This is a genomic window from Rhodococcus gordoniae, from assembly GCF_001646655.1.
GTDB lineage: Bacteria > Actinomycetota > Actinomycetes > Mycobacteriales > Mycobacteriaceae > Rhodococcus > Rhodococcus gordoniae.
Map to the genome: position 1 here is coordinate 209,667 of NZ_LPZN01000050.1, position 26,591 is coordinate 236,257.

At 68.5% G+C, this 26,591-nt stretch carries 25 protein-coding genes, 6 tRNA genes and 1 pseudogene; 11 read left to right on the forward strand and 21 right to left on the reverse strand.

What is annotated here, in order from left to right:
• The 9 genes from secF to tesB all read right to left on the reverse strand — a co-directional run bounded on the left by secF (position 1) and on the right by tesB (position 8,498).
• Positions 1-1,203, reverse strand: coding sequence for a protein translocase subunit SecF (gene secF / locus A8G18_RS18335; protein ID WP_245207912.1), 1,203 nt, complete (start codon positions 1,201-1,203; stop codon positions 1-3).
• Between the two features lie 2 nt (positions 1,204-1,205).
• On the reverse strand, positions 1,206-2,996 hold the full coding sequence (gene secD, locus A8G18_RS18340) for a protein translocase subunit SecD (protein WP_064064962.1): 1,791 nt from the start codon (positions 2,994-2,996) through the stop codon (positions 1,206-1,208).
• A gap of 109 nt (positions 2,997-3,105) precedes the next feature.
• Positions 3,106-3,435, reverse strand: a complete 330-nt coding sequence (gene yajC / locus A8G18_RS18345; protein WP_064064963.1) for a preprotein translocase subunit YajC — start codon at positions 3,433-3,435, stop codon at positions 3,106-3,108.
• Between the two features lie 147 nt (positions 3,436-3,582).
• Positions 3,583-4,752, reverse strand: a complete 1,170-nt coding sequence (gene ruvB, locus A8G18_RS18350; RefSeq protein ID WP_064064964.1) for a Holliday junction branch migration DNA helicase RuvB — start codon at positions 4,750-4,752, stop codon at positions 3,583-3,585.
• Complete coding sequence (ruvA, locus tag A8G18_RS18355; protein ID WP_064064965.1) at positions 4,749-5,345, reverse strand: Holliday junction branch migration protein RuvA; 597 nt, start codon at positions 5,343-5,345, stop codon at positions 4,749-4,751. The genes ruvB and ruvA overlap by 4 nt, the downstream gene beginning before the upstream one ends.
• Positions 5,342-5,920: a crossover junction endodeoxyribonuclease RuvC gene (ruvC, locus tag A8G18_RS18360; protein WP_064064966.1), complete on the reverse strand. Its 579-nt coding sequence runs from the start codon at positions 5,918-5,920 to the stop codon at positions 5,342-5,344. The genes ruvA and ruvC overlap by 4 nt, the downstream gene beginning before the upstream one ends.
• 198 nt (positions 5,921-6,118) lie before the next feature.
• Entirely contained in the window at positions 6,119-6,871 is a 753-nt protein-coding gene (locus A8G18_RS18365; protein WP_016933013.1) for a YebC/PmpR family DNA-binding transcriptional regulator, read from the reverse strand.
• A gap of 36 nt (positions 6,872-6,907) precedes the next feature.
• Positions 6,908-7,579 (reverse strand): pyridoxal 5'-phosphate synthase glutaminase subunit PdxT, encoded by a 672-nt coding sequence (gene pdxT, locus A8G18_RS18370; protein ID WP_064064967.1) that lies wholly within the window; start codon positions 7,577-7,579, stop codon positions 6,908-6,910.
• 94 nt (positions 7,580-7,673) lie between these two features.
• Positions 7,674-8,498 carry an acyl-CoA thioesterase II gene (gene tesB / locus A8G18_RS18375; protein ID WP_064064968.1) on the reverse strand — a complete coding sequence of 275 codons (825 nt, stop codon included), beginning with the start codon at positions 8,496-8,498 and terminating at the stop codon, positions 7,674-7,676.
• 142 nt (positions 8,499-8,640) lie between these two features.
• Between tesB and A8G18_RS18380 the strand changes: the two genes are divergently transcribed.
• A complete protein-coding gene (locus A8G18_RS18380; protein WP_064064969.1) occupies positions 8,641-9,462 on the forward strand; it encodes an alpha/beta fold hydrolase in 822 nt (273 codons plus the stop codon).
• Entirely contained in the window at positions 9,459-10,655 is a 1,197-nt protein-coding gene (locus tag A8G18_RS18385) for a SpoIIE family protein phosphatase (RefSeq protein ID WP_064064970.1), read from the forward strand. Before A8G18_RS18380 ends, A8G18_RS18385 begins: the two co-directional genes overlap by 4 nt.
• Positions 10,656-10,660: 5 nt before the next feature.
• Here the strand turns inward: A8G18_RS18385 and pdxS are convergent, their stop codons facing one another.
• From pdxS to A8G18_RS18430, 9 genes are all read right to left on the reverse strand, one after another.
• Positions 10,661-11,563 (reverse strand): pyridoxal 5'-phosphate synthase lyase subunit PdxS, encoded by a 903-nt coding sequence (gene pdxS, locus A8G18_RS18390; protein WP_016933018.1) that lies wholly within the window; start codon positions 11,561-11,563, stop codon positions 10,661-10,663.
• Positions 11,564-11,892: 329 nt separating this feature from the next.
• Entirely contained in the window at positions 11,893-12,945 is a 1,053-nt protein-coding gene (locus A8G18_RS18395) for an NUDIX hydrolase (RefSeq protein WP_064064971.1), read from the reverse strand.
• Positions 12,942-14,069 carry a glycosyltransferase family 4 protein gene (locus A8G18_RS18400; RefSeq protein ID WP_064064972.1) on the reverse strand — a complete coding sequence of 376 codons (1,128 nt, stop codon included), beginning with the start codon at positions 14,067-14,069 and terminating at the stop codon, positions 12,942-12,944. Before A8G18_RS18400 ends, A8G18_RS18395 begins: the two co-directional genes overlap by 4 nt.
• Positions 14,070-14,972, reverse strand: coding sequence for a phosphatidylinositol mannoside acyltransferase (locus tag A8G18_RS18405; protein WP_064064973.1), 903 nt, complete (start codon positions 14,970-14,972; stop codon positions 14,070-14,072).
• Positions 14,969-15,640 (reverse strand): phosphatidylinositol phosphate synthase, encoded by a 672-nt coding sequence (pgsA, locus tag A8G18_RS18410; RefSeq protein WP_064064974.1) that lies wholly within the window; start codon positions 15,638-15,640, stop codon positions 14,969-14,971. Before pgsA ends, A8G18_RS18405 begins: the two co-directional genes overlap by 4 nt.
• A 145-nt stretch (positions 15,641-15,785) precedes the next feature.
• Positions 15,786-16,307: an ATP adenylyltransferase gene (locus A8G18_RS18415; protein ID WP_051017579.1), complete on the reverse strand. Its 522-nt coding sequence runs from the start codon at positions 16,305-16,307 to the stop codon at positions 15,786-15,788.
• A 59-nt stretch (positions 16,308-16,366) separates the two neighbouring features.
• Complete coding sequence (thrS, locus tag A8G18_RS18420; RefSeq protein WP_064064975.1) at positions 16,367-18,433, reverse strand: threonine--tRNA ligase; 2,067 nt, start codon at positions 18,431-18,433, stop codon at positions 16,367-16,369.
• Between the two features lie 142 nt (positions 18,434-18,575).
• Positions 18,576-19,190: a DUF742 domain-containing protein gene (locus A8G18_RS18425; protein WP_064064976.1), complete on the reverse strand. Its 615-nt coding sequence runs from the start codon at positions 19,188-19,190 to the stop codon at positions 18,576-18,578.
• Between the two features lie 241 nt (positions 19,191-19,431).
• Positions 19,432-19,503, reverse strand: a tRNA-Val gene (locus A8G18_RS18430).
• 354 nt (positions 19,504-19,857) lie between these two features.
• Between A8G18_RS18430 and A8G18_RS18435 the strand changes: the two genes are divergently transcribed.
• From A8G18_RS18435 to A8G18_RS18455, 5 genes are all read left to right on the forward strand, one after another.
• Positions 19,858-19,930 (forward strand) — tRNA-Gly (locus tag A8G18_RS18435).
• A 25-nt stretch (positions 19,931-19,955) separates the two neighbouring features.
• Positions 19,956-20,026: transfer RNA gene (locus tag A8G18_RS18440), tRNA-Cys, on the forward strand.
• A 1-nt stretch (position 20,027) separates the two neighbouring features.
• Positions 20,028-20,102: transfer RNA gene (locus tag A8G18_RS18445), tRNA-Val, on the forward strand.
• A 50-nt stretch (positions 20,103-20,152) separates the two neighbouring features.
• Positions 20,153-20,228 (forward strand) — tRNA-Gly (locus A8G18_RS18450).
• Between the two features lie 20 nt (positions 20,229-20,248).
• Positions 20,249-20,320, forward strand: a tRNA-Val gene (locus A8G18_RS18455).
• A gap of 128 nt (positions 20,321-20,448) precedes the next feature.
• Here the strand turns inward: A8G18_RS18455 and A8G18_RS18460 are convergent.
• Positions 20,449-20,946, reverse strand: coding sequence for a hypothetical protein (locus A8G18_RS18460; protein ID WP_064064977.1), 498 nt, complete (start codon positions 20,944-20,946; stop codon positions 20,449-20,451).
• A 376-nt stretch (positions 20,947-21,322) separates the two neighbouring features.
• Here A8G18_RS18460 and A8G18_RS18465 point away from each other — a divergent pair, with 376 nt between their 5' ends.
• Positions 21,323-21,874, forward strand: a complete 552-nt coding sequence (locus tag A8G18_RS18465) for a GNAT family N-acetyltransferase (protein ID WP_064064978.1) — start codon at positions 21,323-21,325, stop codon at positions 21,872-21,874.
• Between the two features lie 43 nt (positions 21,875-21,917).
• Here A8G18_RS18465 and zapE read toward each other — a convergent pair whose 3' ends face one another.
• The gene (gene zapE, locus A8G18_RS18470; RefSeq protein WP_064064979.1) at positions 21,918-22,931 is read right to left on the reverse strand and encodes a cell division protein ZapE; all 1,014 of its coding nucleotides are present in this window, start codon (positions 22,929-22,931) and stop codon (positions 21,918-21,920) included.
• Between the two features lie 165 nt (positions 22,932-23,096).
• On the opposite strand from zapE, the gene A8G18_RS18475 reads away from it, so the two are divergent.
• The 3 genes from A8G18_RS18475 (at position 23,097) to msrB (ending at position 26,441) form a co-directional block, all read left to right on the forward strand.
• Complete coding sequence (locus tag A8G18_RS18475) at positions 23,097-24,656, forward strand: alpha/beta fold hydrolase (protein ID WP_064064980.1); 1,560 nt, start codon at positions 23,097-23,099, stop codon at positions 24,654-24,656.
• 63 nt (positions 24,657-24,719) lie between these two features.
• Entirely contained in the window at positions 24,720-25,955 is a 1,236-nt protein-coding gene (locus tag A8G18_RS18480) for a glycosyltransferase family 87 protein (RefSeq protein WP_172506038.1), read from the forward strand.
• 57 nt (positions 25,956-26,012) lie between these two features.
• Complete coding sequence (gene msrB / locus A8G18_RS18485; protein WP_064065006.1) at positions 26,013-26,441, forward strand: peptide-methionine (R)-S-oxide reductase MsrB; 429 nt, start codon at positions 26,013-26,015, stop codon at positions 26,439-26,441.
• On the opposite strand, the pseudogene A8G18_RS22615 reads toward msrB, so the two are convergent.
• Positions 26,404-26,591: pseudogene (locus A8G18_RS22615) on the reverse strand (HAD family hydrolase); the annotation flags it as partial. The gene msrB and the pseudogene A8G18_RS22615 overlap by 38 nt on opposite strands.

The following is a 26,591-nucleotide window of genomic DNA, read 5'->3' on the forward strand; positions in this document are numbered from 1 at the left end:
TCACGACCTTCTCTTGGCGCGCTTTCCGGTAGGTCGCGCTCCGGGGGCGGGGCCGCGACGGATCGTCGCCCGGTCGGGCAGGGCATCGGAGGCAGGGGCCGGCGGAACGATCCGGGGATCGCGCGTGCCTGCGGCCTGCGCACCGGCCGTCGTTCCGGCCTTCGCCGCGCGGGCGGCGACCTCCTCCCGCTTGGCGAGCACCTTGCGGGTGTGCTTCGCGACCGGACCACGCCATTCCTCGAGGGTAACCAGCAACGGGGTCGCGAAGAAGATCGAGGAGAAGGTGCCGACGACGATGCCGACCAGCTGGACGAGCGCGAGGTCCTTGAGCGTGCCCACACCGAGGAGCCACACCGCGACCACCATGAGCGCGAGCACCGGAAGCACCGAGATGACGGTGGTGTTGATCGAGCGCATGAGCGTCTGGTTGACGGCGAGGTTGGCCTGCTCCGCGTAGGTGCGGCGGTGCAGGTGCAGGATGCCTCGGGTGTTCTCCTCGACCTTGTCGAAGACGACGACCGTGTCGTACAGCGAGAAGCCGAGGATCGTGAGCAGACCGATGACGGTCGCCGGGGTGACCTCGAAGCCGACGAGCGAATACACCCCCGCCGTGACGACGATGTCGAAGAACAGCGCCGCGATCGCCGCCATCGCCATGTTCCGCTGGTATCGGACGGTGATGTAGATGCTCACGATGACGAGGAAGACCACCAGCGCGAGAAGCGCCTTGTTCGTGATCTGGCTTCCCCACGTCTCGCTGACGTCCGCGACGCTGATCGAGTTGCGGGACGGCTCTCCGTCCGGACCGGCCGGCTGGAACTCCTCGAACAACGCGGTCTGCAGTTGCGCGACCTGCTCCACGTCGAGGGTCTCCGACCGGATCTGCACCGTCGCGCCGTCGCCGGCGCCGACGGTCTGCACCGCTTCGGGTTCGAAGCCGATGGTGTCGCTGAAGACGGTTTCGACGTCGTCGACGGAGACGCCCGCCACGACCGGCATCTGGATGCGGGTGCCACCCTCGAAGTCGATTCCCCAGCTGAATCCGCGCAGCAGCATGCTGAGCAGGGCGATGAGCACGATCACCGCGGTGACGATGTACCACCGCTTGCGGCGGCCGACGATCTCGAAGGCACCCGTGCCGGTGTACAGACGGGACAGCAGGCTGTGCTGCGGTGCGGCCGTCGTCGTGGTCGTGTCGGTCATCGTCACGCCTCCTTCGCAGCGGTCGCGGCAACGAGGCGACGCTCGTCGGCCACCTGCTGGATCGCGCCCAGACCGTTCACGCTCGGCTTGGACCAGAACTTCGACTTCGAGGCCAGGAACACCAGCGGCCAGGTCACGAGGAACACCACGACGACGTCGAGGATCGTGGTGAGACCGAGAGTGAACGCGAAGCCGCGGACCTGGCCGACGGCCAGGACGTAGAGCACGGCGGCAGCGATGAAGCTGACCGCGTTACCGGAGAGGATCGTGCGGCGGGCTCGCGCCCAGCCTCGTGGCACCGCGGAACGGAAGCTCCGCCCCTCCCGGATCTCGTCCTTGATCCGTTCGAAGAACACGACGAACGAGTCGGCGGTCATGCCGATACCGATGATCAGACCGGCGACGCCGGCGAGGTCGAGTGTGAACCCGATGTATCTGCCGAGCAGCACCATGACCGCGTAGACCGCCAGACCCGAGAGAACGAGCGACAGCGCGGTGAGCAGTCCGAGCATCCGGTAGTACGCGAGGCAGAACAGGAGCACCAGGGCCAGACCCACCGCACCGGCGATCAGACCGGCCTCGAGCGATGCCAGACCCAGTGTGGCGGAGACGGTCTCGGCTTCGGATGCCACGAACGACAACGGCAACGAGCCGTACTTGAGGGTGTTCGCGAGCTCTGCGGCCTGCGTATTCGTGAACTGGCCGGTGATCGAGGTGGCGCTGCCGGCAGGGGTGGCGCCCTGGATCACGGGGGCGCTGACGACCTTGGAGTCGAGCACGAAGGCGGCCTGCTGACCGATGTTCGCGGCGGTGAACTGCGCCCACGTGTTGCTGCCCTCGCTGTCGAAGGTCAGGCTGACCTCGTAGCGCGACTGCTGCTGATTGAAACCGGAGGTCGCGTCCTCGATCTGCTGGCCGTCGATGATGCTCGGGCCGAGCAGGTAGATCGCGGTGCCGTCGGTCGAGCAGGCGACGAGCGGGAGCGCCGGGTCGTCGTTGCCGGCGAGCGGGTCGGCCGCGGAGCAGTCGAGGGCGAGGGCCGCCGCCTGCTGGACCGCGGGGTCCTCGCTCTGACGGGCGGCCTTGGCCGCGGCGATGTCGGCGGCTGCCTGTTCCTGCGGAGTGAGCGAGTCGTCGTTCGGCTGAGCAGGAGCGGGCGTCCCGCCCTCCGGTGCAGGAGCGGGCGTCCCGGGTGCATCGGTGGGCTCGGCCGGAGCGTCGCCCGGTGCCGGGGTATCGGTCGGCGCGGTGGGATCCTGCGCCGGGAACGGGCGTCCCTGCGGTTCGGGCGCCTCGGCCGGCGGCGCCTGGTCGGCGGGAGCCGGCTCTGCCGGTGCGGGTTCGGCAGGCAGGCCGCCGCCGGGTGCACCGGCACCGGGCTGCTGTGCGAGATCCTCGGCCGTCATGTTCGCGTCGATCGGTCCCCCGATCACCGGCCTGATGTACAGACGGGCGGTCTGTCCCAGAGTCCTGGCCTGGGCACTGTCCTCACCCGGAACGGTGATCACGAGGTTGTCGCCCTCGACGATCACTTCCGAACCCGAGACACCGAGGCCGTTGACGCGGGTCTCGATGATCTGCTGGGCCTGGCGGAGGCTGTCCGGACTCGGGCTGCTCCCGTCGGGGGTTCGCGCGGTAAGGGTGACGCGGGTGCCCCCCTGCAGGTCGATGCCCAGCTTCGGGGTGGGCGACTTGTCCCCGGTGAAGAAGACCAGTGCATACAACGCGGCGAGAATCACCCCGAACAGGGCGAGAGCGCGCACGGGATGCACCGATCCATTGGAAGGTGCCACGGTCTGTCGGTCTCCTCGATGAGAGTGAGTGGTGGTCGGATGCAGTCGCGCGGCGCTCGGCCTCGACACCGGGAGTCCGGTGCCGACGCCGTGGGGCGCGGAGCTGCCGTCAGTACTCGGTGGGACGTCCCTCCGGCGGATTCGTATCGTCGTCCTTGCGGAACAGGTCCGGATCCTGCGCGGTCGCAGTCTCGACGCGCTCCCGGACGACCAGGCGCGACCAGGTTGTCACGACGCCCGGCGCGATCTCGAGATCGACGGTGTCGTCGGCGAGCGCTGCCACCGTGGCGTGCAGCCCCGCGGTGGTCATGACGCGGTCGCCGATGCGCAGGGAATCCTGCAACGCCGACACCTTCTGCATCTCCTTCTTCTGACGCCGCACGCCCAGGAAGGTCGGGACGAGCAGTGCCAGGATCAGGAGAGGGAAGAGCAGTTCCATCGTTGAAGTCAGTCCTCGGTCGTTGTCGGCGGGTGGTGACGCAGGCGACACCAGCGTGTCGTGGTGGCGCGGGCGGCTCCACGACGTCGGGATCGGCCTCCACAGACCGACGCAGTAGACCAGTGTGCCATTCCCCGGCCGAGCGTCCTACCGCCGTACGTCCGGATCGTCCGGGTCGGACGTATCGGCGCCACCTTCGAGGACGGTGCCGGAGCCGTCCTCGAACAGGTCGAGCCGGGGTTCACGCGCGCGCACCTCGATGCCACCGGTGGCGGCTTCCGGCGGCGGGGTGAGCCCGAGTTGCAGCCAGGCGGCCTGCGTGGCCACGCGTCCGCGCGGGGTGCGGGCCACCATCCCGGCACGGACCAGGAACGGTTCGCACACCTCCTCGACCGTGGCGGGTTCCTCCCCCACGGCCACGGCGAGCGTGGACACCCCGACCGGGCCGCCACCGAAACTGCGTACGAGAGCACCGAGCACGGCACGGTCGAGACGGTCGAGACCGATCGGGTCGACGTCGTACACCTCGAGTGCGGCCTGAGCGACGGCCCGGGTCACGACACCGTCGGCCCGCACGTCGGCGTAGTCGCGGACGCGCCGCAGCAATCGGTTCGCGATGCGCGGAGTGCCCCGCGAGCGGCCGGCGATCTCCGAGGCAGCGTCGTCGCGCAGATCGATCCCGAGGATCGAGGCGGACCGGTGCAGGATCCGCTGCAGCTCGGGGGGCTCGTAGAAGTCCATGTGCGCGGTGAAACCGAACCGATCGCGCAGGGGGCCGGTGAGGGCACCGGAACGGGTGGTCGCGCCGACGAGGGTGAAGGGAGCGACCTCGAGGGGGATGGACGTCGCGCCCGGCCCCTTCCCCACCACGACATCGACGCGGAAGTCCTCCATCGCGAGATACAGCATCTCCTCTGCGGGACGCGCGATGCGATGGATCTCGTCGATGAACAGCACGTCGCCCTCGGCGAGATTCGACAACATCGCGGCGAGATCGCCGGCGCGTTCGAGCGCGGGACCGGAGGTGAGTCGTAGCGACGTGCCGAGTTCGGTGGCGATGATCATCGCCATCGACGTCTTGCCGAGACCGGGTGGTCCCGACAGGAGGATGTGATCCGGAGTGCCGCCGCGGAGCTTGGCGCCGCGCAGTACGAGTTGAAGCTGCTCGCGGACCCTCGGCTGCCCGATGAAGTCGTCGAGACTGGTCGGGCGCAGACTCGTCTCGATGTCGCTGTCGGAGGGCAGATGCTCGGCCGTCACCGGCGACCGCTCGCGGTCGGAGGCGGCCGCGTCGAACTCGCGGTACTCGTCGGTCACCGCGACCTACCCAGCAGCTTCAGTGCCGACCGCAGTGCCGTGGAGACGTCGGCGCCCGGATCCTCGGTGAGCACCTTGTCGGCGGCCGGCTCCGCTTGTCGCGGAGTGAAACCGAGCCCGACCAGGGCCTCGACGATCTGGTCGCGCAGCGGCGAGGCACCGGCCGCGACCGACGCCGATCCGGCCGCACCGAAGGCCCCGACCTTGTCGCGCAGTTCGACGATCATGCGCTCGGCACCGCGCTTGCCGATCCCCGGTACCCGCGTCAGCGCCGCGGTGTTGCCGTCGGCCAGGGCCGCACGCAGGGCGTCGGGTTCGAGCACGGCCAGGGTGGCCATGGCGAGCCGGGGGCCGACCCCGCTGACCGTCTGCAACAGGCCGAACAACTCGCGCGCCTCCGAGTCGACGAAGCCGTACAGCGTCATCGAGTCCTCGCGGACGATCATCGCGGTGGCGAGTCTGGCCTGCTCTCCGCGCCGGAGCCCGGCGAGGGTCGCGGGTGTGGTGTTGATCCGATAGCCGATCCCTCCCGCCTCGATCACCACATGATCGAGGGCTATGTCGAGTACCTCGCCGTGCACCGAGGCGATCACCGGCTACCTGCCTTCCGTGCGGCCGACTGTTCGCGCAGCCGCTCCTCGTAGCGTTTCTTCTGCTGGGCGGCCGCAGCTTCGGCGGCCGCGAGCCTGGCGAGCAGCGGAGCTCGCCAACAGTGTGCGACGGCCAACGCGAGCGCATCGGCGGCATCGGCGGGTTTCGGCGCGGAATCGAGCTTGAGGATGCGGGTGATCATCGCGGTCACCTGCTTCTTGTCGGCCGTGCCGCTGCCGGTGACCGCGGCCTTCACCTCGCTCGGCGTGTGGAACATGACCGGGATCGCACGCCGCGCCGCGGCCAGGGCGACGACGCCACCGGCCTGCGCGGTGCCCATCGCGCTACGCACGTTGTGCTGGGAGAACACGCGCTCGATCGCGACGACGTCGGGTTTGTAGCGGTCCATCCATTCCTCGACCGAGTCGAACACCTCGAGCAGCCGGTGCTGCAGGTCGAGGTCGGGCGAGGTGCGGATGACACCCACGGCGACGGGGATGACGTCGCGTCCGCGTCCGGTGTCGACCATTCCGAGCCCGCAGCGGGTCAGACCGGGGTCGACACCCATCACGCGCACCCGACTCACCTCTCGACACCCGACTACGGCCGGTTCCGACACCTCTCGACGGATCCCGACCCGCTCCGCACGATTGCGAACGCCTGTTCGAGAGCATAGCGGCCGGGGCCGGGTGCCGGGAGACCGACACGCGACCCCGGCCGCTGTGACAAGGACGACGCGAGCGTCGCTCGGGGACGACTACGACGCGAGCGTCGCTCAGGCGTCGAGTTCTGCGAGCACGTCGTCGGAGATGTCGACGTTGGTGTAGACGTTCTGCACGTCGTCGCAGTCCTCGAGCGCGTCGACCAGTTTCATGACCTTGCGCGCGCCCTCGGCGTCGACGGGCACCTCGACCGAGGCCCGGAAATCCGGATCGGCGGAGTCGTAGTCGATGCCGGCGTCGACGAGAGCCGTACGCACGGCGATCAGGTCGCTCGCCTCGGAGACGATCTCGAACGAGTCGCCGAGATCGTTGATCTCCTCGGCGCCGGCTTCGAGGACGACCTCGAGGATCTCGTCCTCGCTCCGGTCGTTCTTCTCGAGCACCACCACGCCCTTGCGGGTGAACAGGTAGGCGACCGAGCCCGGATCGGCCATGTTGCCGCCGTTGCGGGTCATCGCCGTCCGGACCTCGCCGGCGGCGCGGTTGCGGTTGTCGGTCAGGCACTCGATGAGCAGCGCGACACCGTTGGGACCGTAACCCTCGTAGGTGATGGTCTGCCAGTCGGCGCCGCCGGCTTCCTCACCGCCGCCGCGCTTGCGTGCACGCTCGATGTTGTCGTTCGGGACCGAGCTCTTCTTCGCCTTCTGGATGGCGTCGAACAGGGTCGGGTTACCCGCCGGGTCGCCACCGCCGGTCCGGGCCGCCACCTCGATGTTCTTGATGAGCTTCGCGAACATCTTGCCGCGCTTGGCGTCGATGACCGCCTTCTTGTGCTTGGTGGTGGCCCATTTGGAGTGGCCGCTCATTCGCTTCGAGCCCCTTCCGGCGAAGTGTGGTCGGCGTCAACCGACAGGTCGGAGAGTCGATTCTACGCGCTCCCGTTGTGGGATACCGCCCGGCCGCCGGGTCGCCGAGCGCACGGTCTCCACGAACAGCCGGTGCACACGATGGTCACCGGTGATCTCGGGGTGGAAGGACGTCGCGATCACAGCGCCCTGCCGCACTGCGACCACCCGTCCCGCCGCCGGCCCGTCCGGCACCGTGGCGAGGACCTCGACGCCGGAACCGACCTCTTCCACCCAGGGTGCGCGGATGAACACCGCGCGCACCGGACCGTCGTCGAGGCCCGTCACGGGCAGGTCGGTCTCGAACGAATCCACCTGGCGGCCGAACGCGTTGCGGCGCACCACGATGTCGAGTGCGTCCAGATGCTCGGCATCGTCGGTGGTGTCGAGCACCCGGGACGCGAGCAGGATCATGCCGGCGCACGAACCGTAGGCGGGCAGCCCGGCCTCCAGCCGGGTCCGCAGCGGTTCGAGCAGGTCGAACACACGCAGCAGACGGCTGACGGTGGTGGATTCGCCTCCCGGAAGGACGATGCCGTCGACCTCGTCGAGTTCGCGTTCGCGACGCACCGGGATCGTCCGCGCGCCTGCCGCCTCGAGAGCGCTGCGATGTTCGCGGACGTCGCCCTGCAATGCCAGGACGCCGATCGTGGGGGAAGTAGTGGTCACTGTTGCCTGCCTGTCCGTTCGGGGTCGCCGGTGTGCAGCGTCGGAGCGCCGGGCCCGCGACGGGCCCGAAAGGCGCCCGCTCGGGACTTCCCGTTCAGGAATCGCGCAGGTACCGCGTGAGTCCTTCCTGCACCACCGCCGCGACCATGTTGCCGTTGCGATCGAAGATCCGCCCCTGGGTCAGCGCCCGGCCCAGTCCGGCGGAGGGTGACGTCTGGTCGTAGAGCAGCCAGTCGTCGGCGCGGAACGGCCGCAGGAACCACATCGCGTGGTCCAGGGACGCGCCCTGCGTCCGTTCGTCGTCGTGGCCGACACTCGCCGAGCCGAGCAACGTCATGTCGCTCATGTACGCGAGGGTGCACACGTGGAAGACCGGGTCGTCGGGAAGGATCTCGCGGGACTTGAACCACAACTGCTGCTGCGCGGCCATCCTGCTCGACGAATCCATCCGGTCGCGGGGAACGAACCGGAAGTCCCACTCGGCCCATTCCTTCTTGGCCCACAGCAGGGTGGCGTCGTCGATCACGGTCTCCGGATCGGGCAGTTCCTCGGGATCCGGCACCCGAGGCATCGTGTCCTGGTGCTCGATCCCCTCGTCGCGCACGTGGAACGACGCCGACATGGTGAAGATCGCCTTGCCGTCCTGGACGGCCGTCACGCGCCGGGTGCAGAAGGAGCGGCCGTCGCGGATCCGGTCGACGAGGTAGACGATCTGCATCGTGGGATTGCCGGGGCGCAGGAAGTAACCGTGCAGCGAGTGCACCAGATGGTCGGGTTCGACGGTGCGCACCGCCGACACCAGCGCCTGCGCGGCGACCTGACCACCGAACGTCCGCGGCAGCAGCGTCTCCGTCGCTATCCCCCGGAAGATGTCGTTCTCGATCTGTTCGAGCGCCAGGATCTGCTCGATCTTCGCCATGCGATCTCCTTCTGTGCACCGTTCGCAAGAAGGCTAGCTGCACGGACGTGCGCCGAACGCCGGGTCCCCGGGAAGTCGTGCGGCAACCGGGATCGCCTTCGAGTACCGAATGTGACACCCTCGGGAGAACAGAGGGGGTGCAATGCAACACGTCACCGATGTGGTGCGCCGCAACAGCGCGACGATCACCGGGAACCGGTCGGGTCCGGTCGTCGTCCTCGCGCACGGTTTCGGCTGCGACCAGCATCTGTGGCGCCTGGTGACCCCACGTCTCGAATCCGACTTCACCGTGGTGCGGTTCGACCACGTCGGTTCCGGGCGTTCCGATGCGACGGCCTGGGACCCCCGGCGCTATTCGCGGATGGAGACCTACGCGGAGGACGTCGTCGACCTGTGCCGGGGCCTGGACCTCGGTCCGGTGGTCTTCGTCGGTCACTCGGTGAGCGCCTCGATCGGCGTCCTCGCCGCCGCTGCAGCCCCGGACGTCTTCGCCGGACTCGTGCTCCTCGCACCGTCCCCGTGTTTCATCGACGATCCGGTCACCGGTTACCGCGGCGGGTTCAGCGCGGCCGACATCGACGAACTGCTCGAATCCCTCGAGGCGAACTATCTCGGCTGGACCGACACGATGGCCCCGGTCATCATGGGCAATCCCGGCCGGCCGGAGCTCGGTGACGAGCTCGCCGAGATCTTCTGCCGCACCGACCCTGCGGTGGCGCGGGTCTTCGCCCGGGTGACCTTCCTGTCCGACAACCGCGCCGACCTGGCGGCGGTGTCGGTGCCCACTCTCGTCGCACAGTGCGCCCACGATACGATCGCGCCGCGTGAGGTCGGCGTGTTCGTTCACGAGCAGATCCCGGGGAGCGAACTCGTGACCCTGGACGCGACCGGCCACTGCCCACAGCTCAGCGCACCGGAAGAGACCGCCGCCGCGATCGCGGCGTTCGCACGCAGATCGGGGTGACGGCGACGCCCGATCGGATCTTCGATCCCGGCCTGCGCCACGGCGACATGCTCTACGAGAACGCGCCGTGCGGATTCCTCACGACCCTCCCCGACGGCCGCATCACCGACGTCAACCGCACGCTGACGGACTGGCTCGGATACCCGAGCGACGACCTGGTCGGCAAGCGGTACTTCTCCGACCTGCTCAGCGTGGGCGGTCGCATCTACCACGAGACCCACTACGCTCCGCTCCTGCTCGTGCAGGGGCATATCAACGGGATCGCTCTCGAGCTCGTCCGGGCCGACCGGACCCGGCTGCCCGTCCTGGCCGCGTCCGTCGTGGAGTCCGACGCCGAGGGCAGGCCGGCACTGATCCGCACCATGCTCTTCGACGCCCGCGAACGCCGGGCCTACGAGTCGGAACTGCTGCGGGCGCGCCGGGAGGCCGAACTCGAACGCGAACGGCTCCGCGCGGTCAACACCACTCTCCAGGCCACTCTCCTCCCCCCGAGCCTGCCCGAGGTACCGGGTCTCGAGGTCGACGCGTACTACCACATCGCGTCTCCCGACGAGGTCGGCGGCGACTTCTACGACCTGTTCCCCGCGCGCGCCGGAACGTGGGGACTGTTCCTCGGCGACGTGTGCGGAAAGGGCGCCCGCGCGGCAGCGGTGACGTCGATCGTCCGGTACACCTTGCGTGCCGCGGCGGTCTACGAGACGGACCCCTCGGCGGCGCTCAGGACGCTCAACACGACTCTGCTCGACGAACGCGACAGCAGCGCGCGAGCACCCTTCTGCACACTCGCCTTCGGCACGGTCGCGCCCGACCCGGCGTCGGGAAGGATCGACATCCGCCTCGCCTCGGGTGGGCATCCGCCGCCGATCCTCGTGCGCGCGGACGGCAGCATCGGTTACCTGCCGACGGTCGGCGGACAGCTGATCGGGATGCTGCCCGCCCCGCGACTCGTCGAGCACGCCTTCGCGTTGCGCCCCGGCGACACGCTGCTGTTGTACACCGATGGCGTGAGCGAGGCACTCGTCTCCGGTGAGACCCGTGAGCGTTTCGGGGAGGAACGGCTGCTCGATCACGTTCGCGCGTCGAAGCCGGCGACCGCCGCAGAGGCCGTCGGGGCTGTGTGCGAGGTGCTCGGGACGCTCGGGGAGGGCGTGCAGGACGACGTCGCCCTGCTCGCCCTGCACGCACCCCGATGAGGCGATCACCAGCCGCGTTCGGCGAGCCGGTGGGGTTGCGGGATCTCGTCGACGTTGATGCCCACCATCGCCTCACCGAGACCACGTGAGATCTTCGCGAGCACGTCCGGATCGTCGTGGAAGGTGGTGGCCTTGACGATCGCGGCCGCACGCTGGGCGGGGTTGCCCGACTTGAAGATTCCGGATCCGACGAACACGCCCTCGGCGCCGAGCTGCATCATCATCGCCGCGTCGGCGGGGGTGGCGATTCCACCGGCTGTGAAGAGGGTGACGGGCAGTTTGCCCGCCCGCGCGACCTCCACGACGAGATCGTAGGGCGCCTGGAGTTCCTTGGCGGCGACGTAGAGCTCGTCCTCGGGAAGCGAGGTCAGACGACGGATCTCCTGGCGGATCCGGCGCATGTGGGTCGTGGCGTTCGACACGTCGCCGGTACCGGCCTCGCCCTTGGAACGGATCATCGCCGCGCCCTCGTTGATACGGCGCAGTGCTTCACCGAGATTCGTGGCACCACACACGAACGGCACCGTGAACGCGAACTTGTCGATGTGGTTCTCGTAGTCGGCGGGGGTGAGCACCTCCGACTCGTCGATGTAGTCGACACCGAGGGCCTGCAGGATCTGGGCCTCGACGAAGTGGCCGATGCGGGCCTTGGCCATGACGGGGATCGAGACGGCCTCGATGATGCCGTCGATCATGTCGGGGTCGCTCATGCGCGACACGCCGCCCTGCGCGCGGATGTCGGCGGGCACGCGTTCGAGCGCCATGACCGCCACCGCGCCGGCGTCCTCGGCGATCTTCGCCTGCTCGGGGGTGACCACGTCCATGATCACCCCACCCTTGAGCATCTCGGCCATGCCTCGCTTGACGCGGGCGGTGCCGGTGACGGGGGCGGTATCGGGGCTGGTCACGATGGGAATTCCTCCTCGGTGGACGGATCGACGAATACTGCCGGCGCACAAGCGACCGGGCAGCGGTCCCCAGCTTAGGGCTGTATCGGAGCCGACCCCATAGCCAGTTGCAAACAACTGGACTGCATTGTGTCGGTCCATTCCTTCACCGAGCGTCGGGAGGTTCGACTACGCCGCCCCGAACTGTCGTCCGGATCAGCGCCGATTCTCGTAGCGAGTGGCACGCGGCCCGGGCGTTGAGACCCGCACGTTCTCGCCGGAACCGTCCAGTTCCGCACACTGGCCCGCACGTGTACACCCTCGGCATGACCGAGATGCTCCTGGCGACGTCAGTGGATCGCGCGGATCTCCGGTTGGCGTCGCCGCGCCGCGATCTGCCGCGCCTCGTCGAGCAGCTCGGGCAGATCCTGCGGGTAGACCGCGCTTCCGGACCGCACGAGCGCCTGCAGGTCCTCCTCGTCGAACCAGCGATGCTCGAGGCGCATGCGCCGCTCGAGATCGGTGAAACCGTCGTCGGCGGGTTCGAACGACGGCACCCGCACCGCGAAGAACAACTCCTCCGAATGCAGGACCTCCCCGTTGAACGGGAACACCGCCACACGCCGCCACATCGGCCCGCACAGGTGGTCGCGATCGACGTGGAGGCCGGTCTCCTCGGCGATCTCCCGGAGCGCGGCCGTCGCCAGGTCCTCGCCACCCTCGACCGCGCCGCCGACCGTGAACCAGAAGTGCCGCTCGGGCGCCGCCGGGTCGTGTCCGCGCAGGAGCAGGACCCGGCCGTCCTCGTCGAGCAGCACGACCCTGGCCGATGTGCGTGCCCGATCCGGAATCGGAGTGGTGCGGTCGGCAGGTACGGGCGCGGTGGCGGGAGCGGTCGCGACCGCACCCGCGCGCTCGGCGATCTCGAAGTAGGTGGGTAGCGGCGCGGTACCGCCGAGATGCAGCCAGCGGACCGGCCGACGGCGACGCAGCGCCAAGGTGTCGCGCACCGCGTCGTTGTGGAAGCGACGGGCGATGAGGACCCGCGCCTCCGCGTCCGCGAGTTCGGCTACGAGCTGGGGCCGCAACCGGCCGGTCTCGAGCCGTGCCAGGGCCGCCGACAACGCGTTCTCGGCTTCCTCGCGCCGAGTACGGTCGGCCCGCTCGGCGGTGTCGGCGAGCAGTGCGAGGGCGCGTCCCTCCGGCACCGGGATCGACGCCGCGATGCTCCGCACGACCACCGCGCGCCGGGCCAGGGCCGCGTCCAGAGCCTGCCAGGACAGGTCCGAGCGCACGTGGAGGCGGTCGAGGCGGTTGGCGGTGGAATAAGCCCATACACCGATCGCTACGACGACAGCGGCCACCAGCGACAGGATCAGGATCGTCACCGCGCTGAAGGTCACGACCGGACCTCCCGGACCGGACCGGCCCCGACGGTGACGGTCTCGTAGACCCGCAGGATCTGGTCCGCGACCACCGGCCAGTCGTAGGCCTCGACCACTGTGGATCCGAAGTCGACCAGTGCCTGCCGGCGGTCGTCGTCGTCGAGGACCTCGAGGATGCCGCGTGCGAGCGCGCCGGCGTCGCCGACCGGGACGAGGACACCCGCCTGCCCGTCGCGCAGCACCCGGCGGAAGGCGTCGAGCTGAGAGGCGACGACGGCCGTCCCCGCGGCCATGGCCTCGACGAGCACGATACCGAAACTCTCACCACCGAGGTTCGGCGCGCAGTACACGTCGGCGCTGCGCATCGCGGACGCCTTGTCGTCGTCGTCGACCTGCCCGAGGAGGCGCAGGTGCCGGAAGTAGCGTCCGGCTTCCTTCCGCAAGCGGTCCTCGTCGCCCCGGCCGACCACGAGAATCTCGATATCGGGGTGACGCGCGACGAGAGCGGGCAGCGCGCCGAGCAGAACCTCCATGCCCTTGCGGGATTCGTCGTACCGGCCGAGGAACAGCACGGTGCGGCCCGCTCGCGGGTAGCCGGGCAGCAGCGGGGCGTGCCGGAAGAACGGCACGTCGACGCCGTTGGGGATCTCGACCGCGTCGGCACCGAGGGAAGTGACCTGCCACCGCCTGGCCAGCTCGGAGACCGCGATCCGGCCGCTGATCTTCTCGAGATAGGGCTGCAGAACACCCTGGAAGGTGCTGAGCACCAGCGATTTCGTCGTGGATGTGTGGAAGGTGGCCACGATCGGTCCCTCGGCCACCTTGAGCGCGAGCATCGACAGGCTCGGCGCGTTCGGTTCGTGGATGTGGAGGACGTCGAAGTCGTTGTCGTTGATCCAGCGGCGGACCCGCGCGTAGGAGACCGGCCCGAAGCTCAGTCGCGCGACCGACCCGTTGTAGGGAATGGCGACGGCGCGGCCCGCGGAGACGACGAAGTCGGGCAGGGCCGTCGTCTCCGACGCGGGTGCCAGCACGCTCACCTCGTGCCCGCGGCCGATGAGGACCTCGGCGAGATCCACGACATGTGCCTGTACTCCGCCCGGAACGTCGAAGGAGTACGGGCAGACCATCCCGATCCTCACCTACGCCTCCATTCGGGCGCGGCGGGCCTCCGACAGATCGTCGAGCCACAACGGTTGCAGCATGTGCCAGTCCTCGGGATGTGCGGCGATGTTCGTGGCGAACCGGTCGGCGAGGATCTGCGTGGCCGCGTCGAGCCCGACGCTCACGTCGATCTCCGGATCCACGCGGAACCCCCAGCCGTCCTCGGTGAACCAGCAGTGCACCGGTAACAGAGCTGCACCGGTGTCGATGGCAAGTTTCGCCGGTCCGGCGGGCATCCGGGTCGGTTCGCCGAAGAAGGTGACCGGGACTCCCTTGCGGGCGAGGTCGCGTTCTCCGAGCAGGCACACGATCCGGTTGTCACGCAGCCGCGCAGCCAGCTCCCCGAAGGGCGGTGTCTCGCCGCCGCTCGACGGGAAGATCTCGAACCCGAGCCCCTCGCGGTACTCGAGGAAGCGCCGGTAGAGGGATTCCGGCTGCAAGCGTTCCGCGACCGTCGTCAATCCCCCGAAGTAGCGGACGCACCACACCCCGGCGAGGTCCCAGTTCCCGCTGTGCGGCAGGGCGAGGATCACACCGCGACCGGCGCCCAGCGCCGCCTCGATGTGCTCGCGGCCCTCGATGGACGCATCGATCGACGCCGCCGTCGCGTCGAGATCCATCGACGGCAAGCGGAACGCCTCACGCCAGTAGCGAGCGTAGGACCGCACCGAACTGCGGATCAGCTCGTCGGGCACCTCGTGCGGTTGCACCCCGAGCACCCGCCCGAGATTGCGTCGTAATTGCTGCGGTCCGCCGCCGCGGCGTGCCGCGACGTCGGCGCCGGCGTCGAACAACCGTCGCGCGACGCCGTCGGGCAGCGCCCGGACCAGGCGCCAGCCGCCCGCGTACGCCAGATCGGATGCGTTCTCGGCGAAGCTCACTGCGTTCCCCCGTCGTCCCGGGGAGCGGTGTCACTGCTCCCGGCCGGCGTGAGGGGGAGCAGTTCGCGCGCCCCTTCGGAGTTGCGGACGGCGAGCACCCGCTGGAAGACCGTGATCACCGATCCGACGACGAGCAGCCACATCGCGATGTGGATCGCCCAGTCGAGGCCGAGTCCGGTGAGGCCCGCTCCCACGAGCACGATCACGAGCCGGTCGGGACGCTCGATCAGGCCGCCGTCGGCGGACAGTCCGCTCGCCTCCGCGCGTGCCTTCGCATACGAGATGACCTGCGAGGTCACCAGACAGAGCAGGGTGGCGACGAACAGCGGACGGCTCTGCTCGTGGTAGACCGCCCACCACGCGAGACCGGCGAAGATCGCGCCGTCGGCGATCCGGTCGCAGGTCGCGTCGAGGACCGCGCCGAACCGGGTTCCACCACCGCGGGCCCGCGCCATCGCGCCGTCGAGCATGTCGAACATCACGAACAGCCAGATGACCATCGCGCCCCAGAACAGGTACCCCATGGGGAACAGGGTCACGGCGGCGGCGACCGTGGCGACGGTGCCGACCAGGGTGACCGCATCCGGAGTCAGGCCGGTGCGGATCAAGGCCTTACCGAGCGGCGCGGTGACCTTCGACACCGACGCACGCCCGAAGAAGCTCAGCATCCCGCGACCCCTGTCTTCCCGTCCGACCGTTGTGTCCGGAATCCGATCCTGCCACGAGTCGAGCCGAAGATGCGCGGGTGGCTCGCAGCAGATCTGCAGGCGACACCGGGGGTGCGCTGCGATCTCGCCGGCTCGGGACGCGCCCTCACTCGTCCCATGCCGAGGCGAGCAGCGCACGGGTGTCGCGCAGCAGCTGCACCATCACCTTCGACCCGCCGAGGACCGTGATGAAGTTGGCGTCGCCACCCCAGCGCGGCACGACGTGCAGGTGCAGATGTTCGGCCAGCGAACCTCCTGCCGCGGCACCGAGGTTCAGGCCCACGTTGAAGCCGTGCGGACGCGACACCCGCTTGATGACCCGAAGCGCACGCTGGGCGAACTGCATGAGCTCAGCGCTCTCGTCGGGCGTCAGATCCTCGAGATTGGCGACCCGGCGGTACGGCACGACCATCAGGTGCCCCGGGTTGTACGGGTACAGATTGAGCACCGCGTACACCGTTTCGCCGCGAGCGACGACGAGACCTTCCTCGTCGGACATCTTCGGGATGTCGGTGAAGGGTTCGTACGGCTCGTCGCGACCTCGCGGGGACTCGGTGATGTACGACATCCGGTGCGGCGACCACAGGCGCTGCAGGTGGTCGGACTCCCCCACACCGCGATCGACCATCGACGCGGGACTGTCGTCGGTCGCGGGGATGTCGGCCGGCCCCGGAGTGCGATCGCCCGTCACGACGTGCTGCCTTCCCCACCGGAACCGACGAGCTCGGCGGTGGGCGAGGCGTTCTCGCGGCGGCGGACCCATTCGGTCACGATCCGCACGGCCTCGTCGACCGGCACGCCGTTGACCTGCGTGCCGTCGCGGAAACGGAAGCTGACCGCGCCCGCCGCGACGTCGCGCTCACCGGCGAGCAGCATGAACGGCACCTTCTGCGTGGTGTGGGTGCGGATCTTCTTCTGCATACGGTCGTCGGAGACGTCGACCTCGGCCCGGATCCCCTGAGCCTTCAGCTTGCCCACGACGTCGAACAAGTGGTCCTCGAAGTCCGCGGCCACAGGAATGCCCACGACCTGGACGGGCGAGAGCCACGCCGGGAAGGCACCGGCGTAGTGCTCGGTGAGCACGCCGAAGAACCTCTCGATCGACCCGAAGAGCGCCCGGTGGATCATGACGGGCCGGTGTTTCGCCCCGTCGGTGCCGGTGTACTCGAGCTCGAATCGCTCCGGCAGATTGAAGTCGAGCTGGATCGTCGACATCTGCCAGCTGCGACCCAAGGCGTCCTTGACCTGCACCGAGATCTTCGGACCGTAGAAGGCCGCACCGCCCGGATCCGGGACGAGGTGCAGACCCGAGGCCTCGGCGACCTCACGCAGGGTGTCGGTCGCGACGTCCCACAACTCGTCGCTGCCGACGAACTTCTTGGGATTCTTCGTCGACAGTTCGAGGTAGTAGTCGTCGAGCCCGTAGTCCTTCAGCAGGTCGAGGATGAACTTCAGGACGCTGGTGAGCTCGTCGCGCATCTGCTCCGGGGTGCAGAAGATGTGCGCGTCGTCCTGCGTCATGCCGCGCACACGGGTGAGTCCGTGGATCACACCGGACTTCTCGTAGCGGTAGACGGATCCGAACTCGAACATGCGAAGCGGCAGCTCGCGGTACGAGCGGCCTCGCGACCGGAAGATCAGGTCGTGCATCGGGCAGTTCATCGGCTTGAGGTAGTAGTCCTGACCCGGCTTGCGAACCGTGCCGTCCTCGTTGAGCTCCTCGTCGATGTGCATCGCCGGGAACATGCCGTCGCGGTACCAGTCGAGGTGACCGGAGACCTCGTAGAGGTGGCCCTTGGTGATGTGCGGCGAGTACACGAACTCGTAGCCGGCCTCGACGTGGCGCTGACGCGAGTAGTTCTCCATCTCCTGGCGGATGATGCCGCCCTTCGGATGGAAGACCGGCAGTCCCGAGCCGAGCTCGTCGGGAAACGAGAACAGGTCGAGTTCGGTGCCGAGCTTGCGGTGGTCGCGGCGCTCGGCCTCGGCGAGGAGTTCGAGGTGCTCGTCGAGCGCCTCGGTGGACTCCCAGGCCGTGCCGTAGATGCGCTGCAGGCCGGCGTTGTCCTGGTCGCCGCGCCAGTACGCCGCGGAACTGCGCGTGAGCTTGAACGCCGGGATGAACTTGGTGGTGGGCACGTGCGGGCCGCGGCACAGGTCCTTCCAGACGAGCTCACCCGTGCGGGGGTTGAGGTTGTCGTAGATGGTCAGTTCCTTGCCGCCGACCTCCATCACCTCGGGGTCGTCGATGCCCGACTTGTCGTCGATGAGTTCGAGTTTGAAGGGTTCGTCCTTCAATTCCTCGCGGGCGTCCTCGAGGCTGTCGACGACGCGACGCGAGAAGCGCTGGGCATCCTTGACGATCTTCTTCATCCGCTTCTCGAGCTTCGCGAGGTCTTCCGGCGTGAAGGGACGCTCGACCTGGAAGTCGTAGTAGAAGCCGTCGCGGATGGGCGGGCCGATGCCGAGCTTCGCCTCCGGGAACTCCTGCTGCACGGCCTGTGCGAGCACGTGGGCGGCGGAGTGGCGGATGACGCTGCGGCCGTCCTCCGTGTCGGCGCCGACGGCCTCGACCTCGACGTCCGATTCCGGCGTCCACGAAAGATCGTGCAGCGTGCCTTCGGAGTCGCGGACGACCACGATCGTCTCGGGTCCCTTGGTGGGCAGACCCGCGTCACGGACCGCCGCGCCCGCAGTGGTCCCCGCGGGCACCCGGACGATCGTGGCTGGTTTCGCGGATGCGGGCGTGGTCACTGTGACGGACTCCTCGGCTCGATGCCTGATACGTGGTCGTCGCCGGGCGCGTGCTGCGGTCGACGATCGCGAGCACACGGCAACTTCATCATGCTATCGACATCCGCCCGGGCAGCGAACACAGGGAGCCGAGCGGAGAAACTCAGAGGTGGTTGAGACCCGTCAGCACCCGTTCGAGCAGTTCGACGTTCGGTCCCACCTTGTCGGCCGTGCGGTGCACGGTGATCTCGCCGGTCGCGGCGAGATCGCCGACCAGCACCCGGGCGACACCGAGCGGAATCCGGGCCAGTGCCGCGATCTCCATGATCGATCGGGGTTGGGCGCACAACGTCAGGACGAGGCGATGCTCGTCCATCGCCGGACCGGACTCACTGCCCATCGCGGAGGGGACGGCCGACACGAGCGCTTCGAGAGGCAATTCGACCTCGGCTCGGGTGCGTCCCCCGCTCCGCACGAACGGGCGCACGAACGACGACGTCTCTGGCTGGTTCATGTCCTCGATTCCCACACTGGTCCCGGTGCCCGCAATCCGGTCGGCCGACCGCGCTGCGTGGATCTGCTGCGCCCCCTCGACCGATCGCGTTGCGGGCCGGCTCACCTCGGTGGCCGCGACCTCGTCGACGACGAGGTCCGGCTCGTGGTGATTCCGTACCGGCACGGCGTGATCCGCCGGCCGCCGACGTCGACGGGACCGACCGGATCCGAATCTCGCACCGGTCGCCCCCACGACCGGCCATTCGCTGTCCGCAACGCTCATCCGGACGTGTCCTCCTCGACGACCACGATCCTGCCATCACTACGCACACTTCGGCCACAAGCACCACAGCTGTGCCCCCCCACGCCACCTGTGGACGAGGCCCACGCGGACCGTTGGGTTCGAAGGAATATGCGCGCGCGGGCAGCCGGCCGACCGGGCGCCACGCACGCGCTCCACGATGTCATCCGGGTACGAAAAAAGGCACCCTGGTAAGGGTGCCTTTCGTCACTGTCGATCTCTGTGGTCCCGGCTGGGATCGAACCAGCGACCTCCCCGGTGTGAACGGGACGCTCTTCCACTGAGCCACGGGACCGGGCCGCTTCGCAGCGGCTCGAACGAGATGGAACACTAACACGCTCCCGTCATGAAGACGAATCGCCTGGTCGCGGCATTTCCGACCGCAGCCTCACGCGCGTGCACGCGAGCGGGATGTCGGCCCTCGGACACCGGAGGGGGTCGGACGGACCGTCCCCGGTCCGAGACACCGAGAGGGCGCGACAGCCGGCCCCCGGAGCCCCAGCGACGCCCGCCGAAGGGGTCATCGGCCGGTCATCTTCGCGAAATCTGCCGGTTTTCTGCCGTTGACCTGCGGATTTGTGCGTTTCGTAGATGCTCGGCTACTGTTTTGAACCGCACCACGGAGAGCACGACGCCGAGCGGTGCGAATGCGGATGTAGCGCAGCTGGTAGCGCATCACCTTGCCAAGGTGAGGGTCGCGGGTTCGAATCCCGTCATCCGCTCGAGAGGTTGGACTCGACCTTTTACGGTGGAGTGGCCGAGTGGTGAGGCAACGGCCTGCAAAGCCGTGCACACGGGTTCGATTCCCGTCTCCACCTCGCGCGATTAGCTCAGCGGGAGAGCGCTTCCCTGACACGGAAGAGGTCACTGGTTCAATCCCAGTATCGCGCACCAGGTTCGACCAGCACGTGGGTCGATCCGGTTCACCGAAAGAACGTGCACATGCGGATGTAGCGCAGCTGGTAGCGCATCACCTTGCCAAGGTGAGGGTCGCGGGTTCGAATCCCGTCATCCGCTCCACTCCGGCGATCACGATGCCGGCGCGATTAGCTCAGCGGGAGAGCGCTTCCCTGACACGGAAGAGGTCACTGGTTCAATCCCAGTATCGCGCACAGAAGATGAAGGCCCCCTTCGAATTTCGAAGGGGGCCTTCATCCGTTCGGGCCGGGATCCGGACCGGCGGCGGGCCGGAGCGCGGGTGATCCGGTGCGGAGGCACTCCCCGCACCGGACGGGGCGCGTCATGCGCCGAGCTTGTTGATCCCCGCGACCATCGCTCGCAGCGACGACTCGTTGCCGGTCTCACCCGTGCCCATCACCCATGTCGTGTGCTCGCCGGAACGGCACAGCAGGAAGGTCGCGGACATCTCGCCGAGGTCGTACCGATGGAACGACAGGATCTCGATGTTCAGCCCGAGGTCGTACAGCATCGCAGTCATCGCGGCGATCGGTCCGCAGGTCGTGGCGGATGCGGTGTGGATCGTATCGCCGATCGCGATGGTCGCCTCGAATGCGCTGCGACCCGCCCCCAGGGCGGTTGCCGACCAGCCACCGAGCCTGACGGGGCCGGGCCGGCCGCCGTAAGCGGATTCGAACTCCGCCCAGGTCATGCCGGTGGTTTCCTCGCGCAATCCCCGAGGAAGTGCACGCCCGTATCGGGCGAGGAACGGATCGGTGGCGCCCGTGGCGCCGAAAGGGAACATCGGAGCAGATCCGGAGGAAGGGGTGAAGGCGTTCATCGTTCGTAGTGGTCTTCCACGAGAAGGAAGGACCGACGCGTAGCTCAACGACCCGCAGCGAGGGGTCGGTCCGAATCAGACCCCGCTACGGCGGTGAACTACGAGTACGCGCTTCATAGCCGCGACGGTACAACGCACCGACATTTCGTGCAAGTCGCACGCACGAACTCGTGTGACGCAACCGTGACCGCCCTGGCTGGAACCTGAGGGATCCCTCATGTAGCGTGGATGGTGCCATCCCCCCGATGGTGTCGAACCCCAGCCATGACCCCCCATCCAAGGCTGGGGTTCAGCCATATCCGGGCCCTTCTCCGCATCGCATCGGTCCTGCGGGGCGTGTGCCGAATCGTGTCGTCCGGGTGCTTCACTGGTGTGCATGTCCATGCCACCACTCGAAGAAGCGGTCTCCGTCGACGAGGCGGGAATCTGGGATGCCGAAGCGATCGCTCAGGTTGCAGCGGCCACCTTCCCGCTCGCCTGCCCTCCGGATGCCGCCGAGGACGACATCGCCGAGTTCATCGAGCGAACCCTCAGTGCGGAAAAGTTCGCCGAGTACCTGTCGTCTTCCGAACGCATCGTCCTCGAGGCGCGCGCGGGCGGTGAGATCGTCGGTTATCTGATGGCAGTGGACGCCGCCCCCGAGGATCCCGCGATCGACGCCGTGATCACGGCGCGGCCGGCGATCGAGATCAGCAAGCTGTATGTGATGCCGGGTCATCACGGCGCCGGAGTGTCCACGGCGCTCATGGAGGCGATCGTCGCGCGAGCTCGTGCGCTCGGGCGGGCCGGACTGTGGCTCGGAGTCAATCAGGAGAACACGCGCGCCCGTCGCTTCTACGAGAAACAGGGATTCGTGGCGGTGGGCACGCGCACGTTCGTGGTGGGCGCACGGACACACGACGATTTCGTCATGCAGCGCGCCCTGTGACGGGCGAGGGACCCCGGCGAGCGGGTGCGCGCCGGGTTCCCGATCAGCCCGCGGCGACCTCGAAGCGGGACAGTGCCAGCAGACGGGACGTCGCGCGCAGGTACTTCTTGCGGTAACCACCGGCGAGCATCTCGGGCGTGAAGATCTCGTCGAGCTTGGCTCCGGAGACCGTCACCGGGATGCTCGCGTCGTACATCCGGTCGGCGAGGACCACCAGACGCAGAGCCACCGACTGGTCCTTCGCGGGGTGGACGCCTTCGAGGAAGACCGCGGGGACACCCTCGACGAGTTTGCCGTAGCGGGAGGGATGCAGGGTGCTCAGGTGCGCGCACAGTTCGTCGAAATCGTCGAGCGTGGCACCCGGAATCGTGTCGGCGCGCTCCACCAGCTCGGCCGAATCGACCGGGTCGGGCGCGGGCGGCAGGTCGCGGTGACGGTAATCGGGACCGTCGACGCGGAGCGTCTCGAAGATGGACGCGAGCTTCTTGATCTCGCGAAGGAAGTCCTGGGCCGCGAACCGGCCCTCGCCGAGCTGGCCGGGCAGCGTGTTGGAGGTCGCGACGATCGAGACCCCGCGGGCCGACAGTTCGGTCAGCAGACGGGAGACGAGCATGGTGTCGCCCGGATCGTCGAGCTCGAACTCGTCGATGCACAGCACGCTGTGATTCGACAGTTCTTCGACGGCCTTGTTGAACCCGAGGGCACCGACCACGTGGGTGAGTTCGACGAAGGTGCCGAAGGCCTTGGGTGCGGGTGCGCTGTGGAAGATCGAGGCGAGCAGGTGGGTCTTGCCCACGCCGAAGCCGCCGTCGAGATAGAGACCGGCACCCTGCGGCTGGGAGCGGCGACCGAACAGTCCCCGCTTGCCGCCGCGGATCTTCCCGATCTTGCCGACGAACTCCGCGGCGGTCGTCACCGCGGCCGCCTGGCTCGGTTCGTTGGGATCGGGAATGTACGACTCGAAGCTCACCTCGTCGAACATCGCGGGGGGCACCATCTGCGCCACCAACTGGTCTGCAGGCACCACCGGATTGCGATCGACGAGACGTTCGTGCATCAGCCCAGGGTACGACCGCATCATGCTCGAATCCTCACCCGAATCCGGAATGCGACCTACTTCACACGGCGTTCACCCCGCCGTCACGCTGCGGGAGGATACTTCCGGTCGGGCCGTCCACCACCGGTTGCACGCCGTCGTGGCCGAACCTGGCAGGCTGTGCGCATGCGCAGATCGGGAGTGATCGCCGCGATGTGGATCACGGTTGCCGTGGTGTCGACCGCGTGCGGAGCAGGCCCGTCGATACGTCCCGACGTCGCCGTCGTACGGGACGATCCCGGTGTCGCCGTGGATCGGCCCTCGCAGGACGAGGCCACGGTGCCCGAACTTCCGGTGCCGTCGGCCGAACCGGCCTGGCGGGACTGCACCGGAGAGACCCTGTCCGCCTTCGATGCACCCCCGGGTCCTGCGGGTCTCGTCCTCGAGTGCGCGGAGGTCGTCGCACCGATCGATGTGGCCGGAACCGTGACGGGCACCTTCCCCTTGGCCGTCATGCGTGCGCGCCTGGCGGACACTCCTACCGACGCCGCTCCCCTGGTGCTCACGACCGGCGCCGACACGGCGTCGACACGCGCACTCACCGGCATGGCGACCGGTCCGATGTCCGGTGCACTGGCGATGCGTCCGATCGTCGCGGTGGATCGTCGCGGAATCGGCAGCTCGCTCGCGATCGACTGCATCTTTCCCGCTGATCGCCGCGGTCTCGGCGACCTCGGCCAATTCGGCCGCACCGGCGATGCACCCGATCGGGTCGCCGACCTCGGCCGTCAGGCGACCGTCTCGTGCACCGACTATCTGCAGCCTCAGCAACTGATGTTCGGCGCCTCGCACGCCGCCGACGACATCGAGCGTCTCCGCCAGGCGTGGGGGGTGGACCGGATCGGTCTGCTCGGAGTGGGGAACGGTGCGACCGTCGCACTCGCCTACGCTGCGGCGTATCCCGGTGCGGTCGGCCGGCTCGTCCTCGACTCCCCCGCCGCGGCCACCGCGGACGCGGAGCTCATGGCCGAGTCGCGGGCCCGTGGCGCGGAGGCCGCCGTCGACGCCTTCGCCCGTCGGTGCGCCGCCCTCGACTGCGCGCTCGGAGACGATCCCCGCGCGGCGATCGAGGAACTGCACGAGCAGGCGGCCGCGGGCGAGCTCGCGCCGGTCTCGGCCAACTCCTTCCTCACCGCCCTGACGGGGGTCCTCGGCACTCCACGCGCCGATCTGCAGGCCCGCGTCCGCGAAGTCGCGGACGTCCTCGCAGCGGCGCGGGGCGGTGACGTCATGCCGCTCATCGAGCTGGTCGGTGCGGCCGAGGCAGCGCTCTCGACGGACGGCCAGTTCGTCGCGCGGTGCAGCGACGGGCAGCGGTGGCCGACCCCGACCCACGCGGGCGATCTCGCGAAGAGCTGGTCCACGCTGTACCCGCTGTACGGAGCGGACCTCGCGACGGGCCTGACGGCGTGCGCGGCCTGGCCGAGCCTGCCGGCGCCCCCGCTTCCTGCCGCGCTCGACGTGCCCGTGCTCGTCTCCTCGGGCGCCGCCGACCCGATCGTGGGTAACGCCGGGGTGGAATCGGTGACCGGTGTACTCACCGCGGGTGGCATCGCCTGGGCGTCACTGTCGTGGCAGGGCGCCGGCTACTCGGCGGTCCTGCACTCGGGATGCGTGCAGGCGCGGGTGGAGACCTATCTGTCCGACGGAGAACTTCCACCCAACGGGAGCCTGTGCCCCGCGTGACATCGCGGGGCACCGGCCAGGGCGTGTGCGCAGGCCCGCATCCGCTCGGGGTACCGTGCCGTAGTGTTCCTCAGAAGTCTCGAACCCCGTACCGCACGCACGACCGCCGAAGTGGTCAAGGCTGTGGTGTGGCCCCTCGCCGTCCTGACGGTTCTGCACCGGGTCGTGATCAAAGCGGTCAACGGGTTTCGAACGGACGACTTCACCCCGGTCTACAACGCGGCGCTGGCCTTCCTCAACCGCCGGCCCGTGTACACCGCCGAGTTCCAGTGGGTCGACCCCCACTATCTCTACCCACCTTCCGGGACCCTGTTGATCGCACCGATCGCGGTGATCGACCCGGAACGGTCGCGGTGGCTGTTCATCCTGGCCAATGCGATCGCGATCCTCATCGCGCTGTACCTGCTGCTGCGCATGTTCGGTCTGCGACTCGATTCGCCGATCGCGCCGGTGCTGGTCTTCGCCGCGTTCGCGTCCGAGACCGTGACCAACACACTCGTCTTCACGAACATCAACGGTCTCGTCCTCCTCGGCGAGATCGCGTTCTTGACGCTGCTGCTCAAACGGCGTGACCTGTGGGCCGGAGCGGCGCTCGGCCTGACCTTCGCCGTCAAACCGATCCTGGCGCCCCTGCTGTTGTTGCCGCTCGTCCGCGGGCAGTGGAAGGTCTTCGTCACCGCTGCCGCCGTCCCGATCGCGTTGACGATCATCGCCTGGCCCCTGTCGGTCGACGCCTGGCAGTTCGTCGAGCACACCGTGCCCTATCTGCTCGAGTCCCGCGACTACTTCAACAGCGCGATCGTCGGCAACGGCATGTACTACGGGCTTCCGGGGTGGCTGATCCTCGGTCTGCGGGCGGTGCTCGCGGTGATGGTGGCGGTCTCGGTGTGGCTGCTCTACCGCTACTGCCGCCACGACGAGGTGTTCTTCGTGTGCACCGCCGGCGGTGTGCTGCTCGCGGCGTCGTTCCTGCTCGGGTCGCTCGGGCAGATGTACTACTCGATGATGCTGTTCCCGCTGCTGATGACGGTGCTGCTGCCGAACTCCGTGATGCGGAACTGGCCCGCCTGGCTCGCCGTCTACGGCTTCCTGAGCTACGACTCGTGGCTGTCGAACCGGTGGGTGGAGGCCGGACGGGCAGCGGAGTACATGAAAACCACCTTCGGGTGGTCGCTGCTGCTCATCGTGGTGTTCGCCGTCCTGGTCGACCGGTACCTCGCGGCGAAGCGCGAAGGACGCCTGGCGGACGGCATCGAACCGTCGCACCTGCTCGAGGAGAAGCAACCGGCCCGCACGTGATCCGTCCGTTCCGGTGCAGACGTGACGGGCGCCCCGGCCGCGGTTAGCGTGGAGATCATGACGTCTGCTCCTCGATCCGAACCCGCACCCAAGGTCGTCCACAGCGACGAGGAATGGCGCGCGAAACTCACTCCCGCCGAATTCGCCGTGCTACGGCAGGCCGGCACCGAACGTCCCTTCGTCGGCGAGTACACCGACACCGACACCGAGGGCCTCTACGAATGCCGGGCGTGCGGTGCCGAACTGTTCCGCAGCACCGAGAAGTTCCACTCGCACTGCGGGTGGCCGTCGTTCTTCGATCCCACCGACTCCGACGCCGTGATCCTGCGCGAGGACGACTCGCTGGGGATGCGGCGTGTCGAGGTGGTGTGCGCGACGTGCCACAGCCATCTCGGGCACGTCTTCGAGGGCGAGGGCTACCCGACGCCCACCGACAAGCGGTACTGCATCAACTCGATCTCCCTGCGCCTGGTTCCGTCGGAGTGATCCCGGCCGCGGCCAGCGCGGTCCACAGCGCGTCGTGCCGCTCGGCGGTCGGTGACGGTTCGACGAGTTCGAACGCACATCCGATCGACCGTGCGGCCCCGTCCGCCTTTTCGCTGTCGCCGATCATCAGCGTGCGCCGCGGGTCGACGC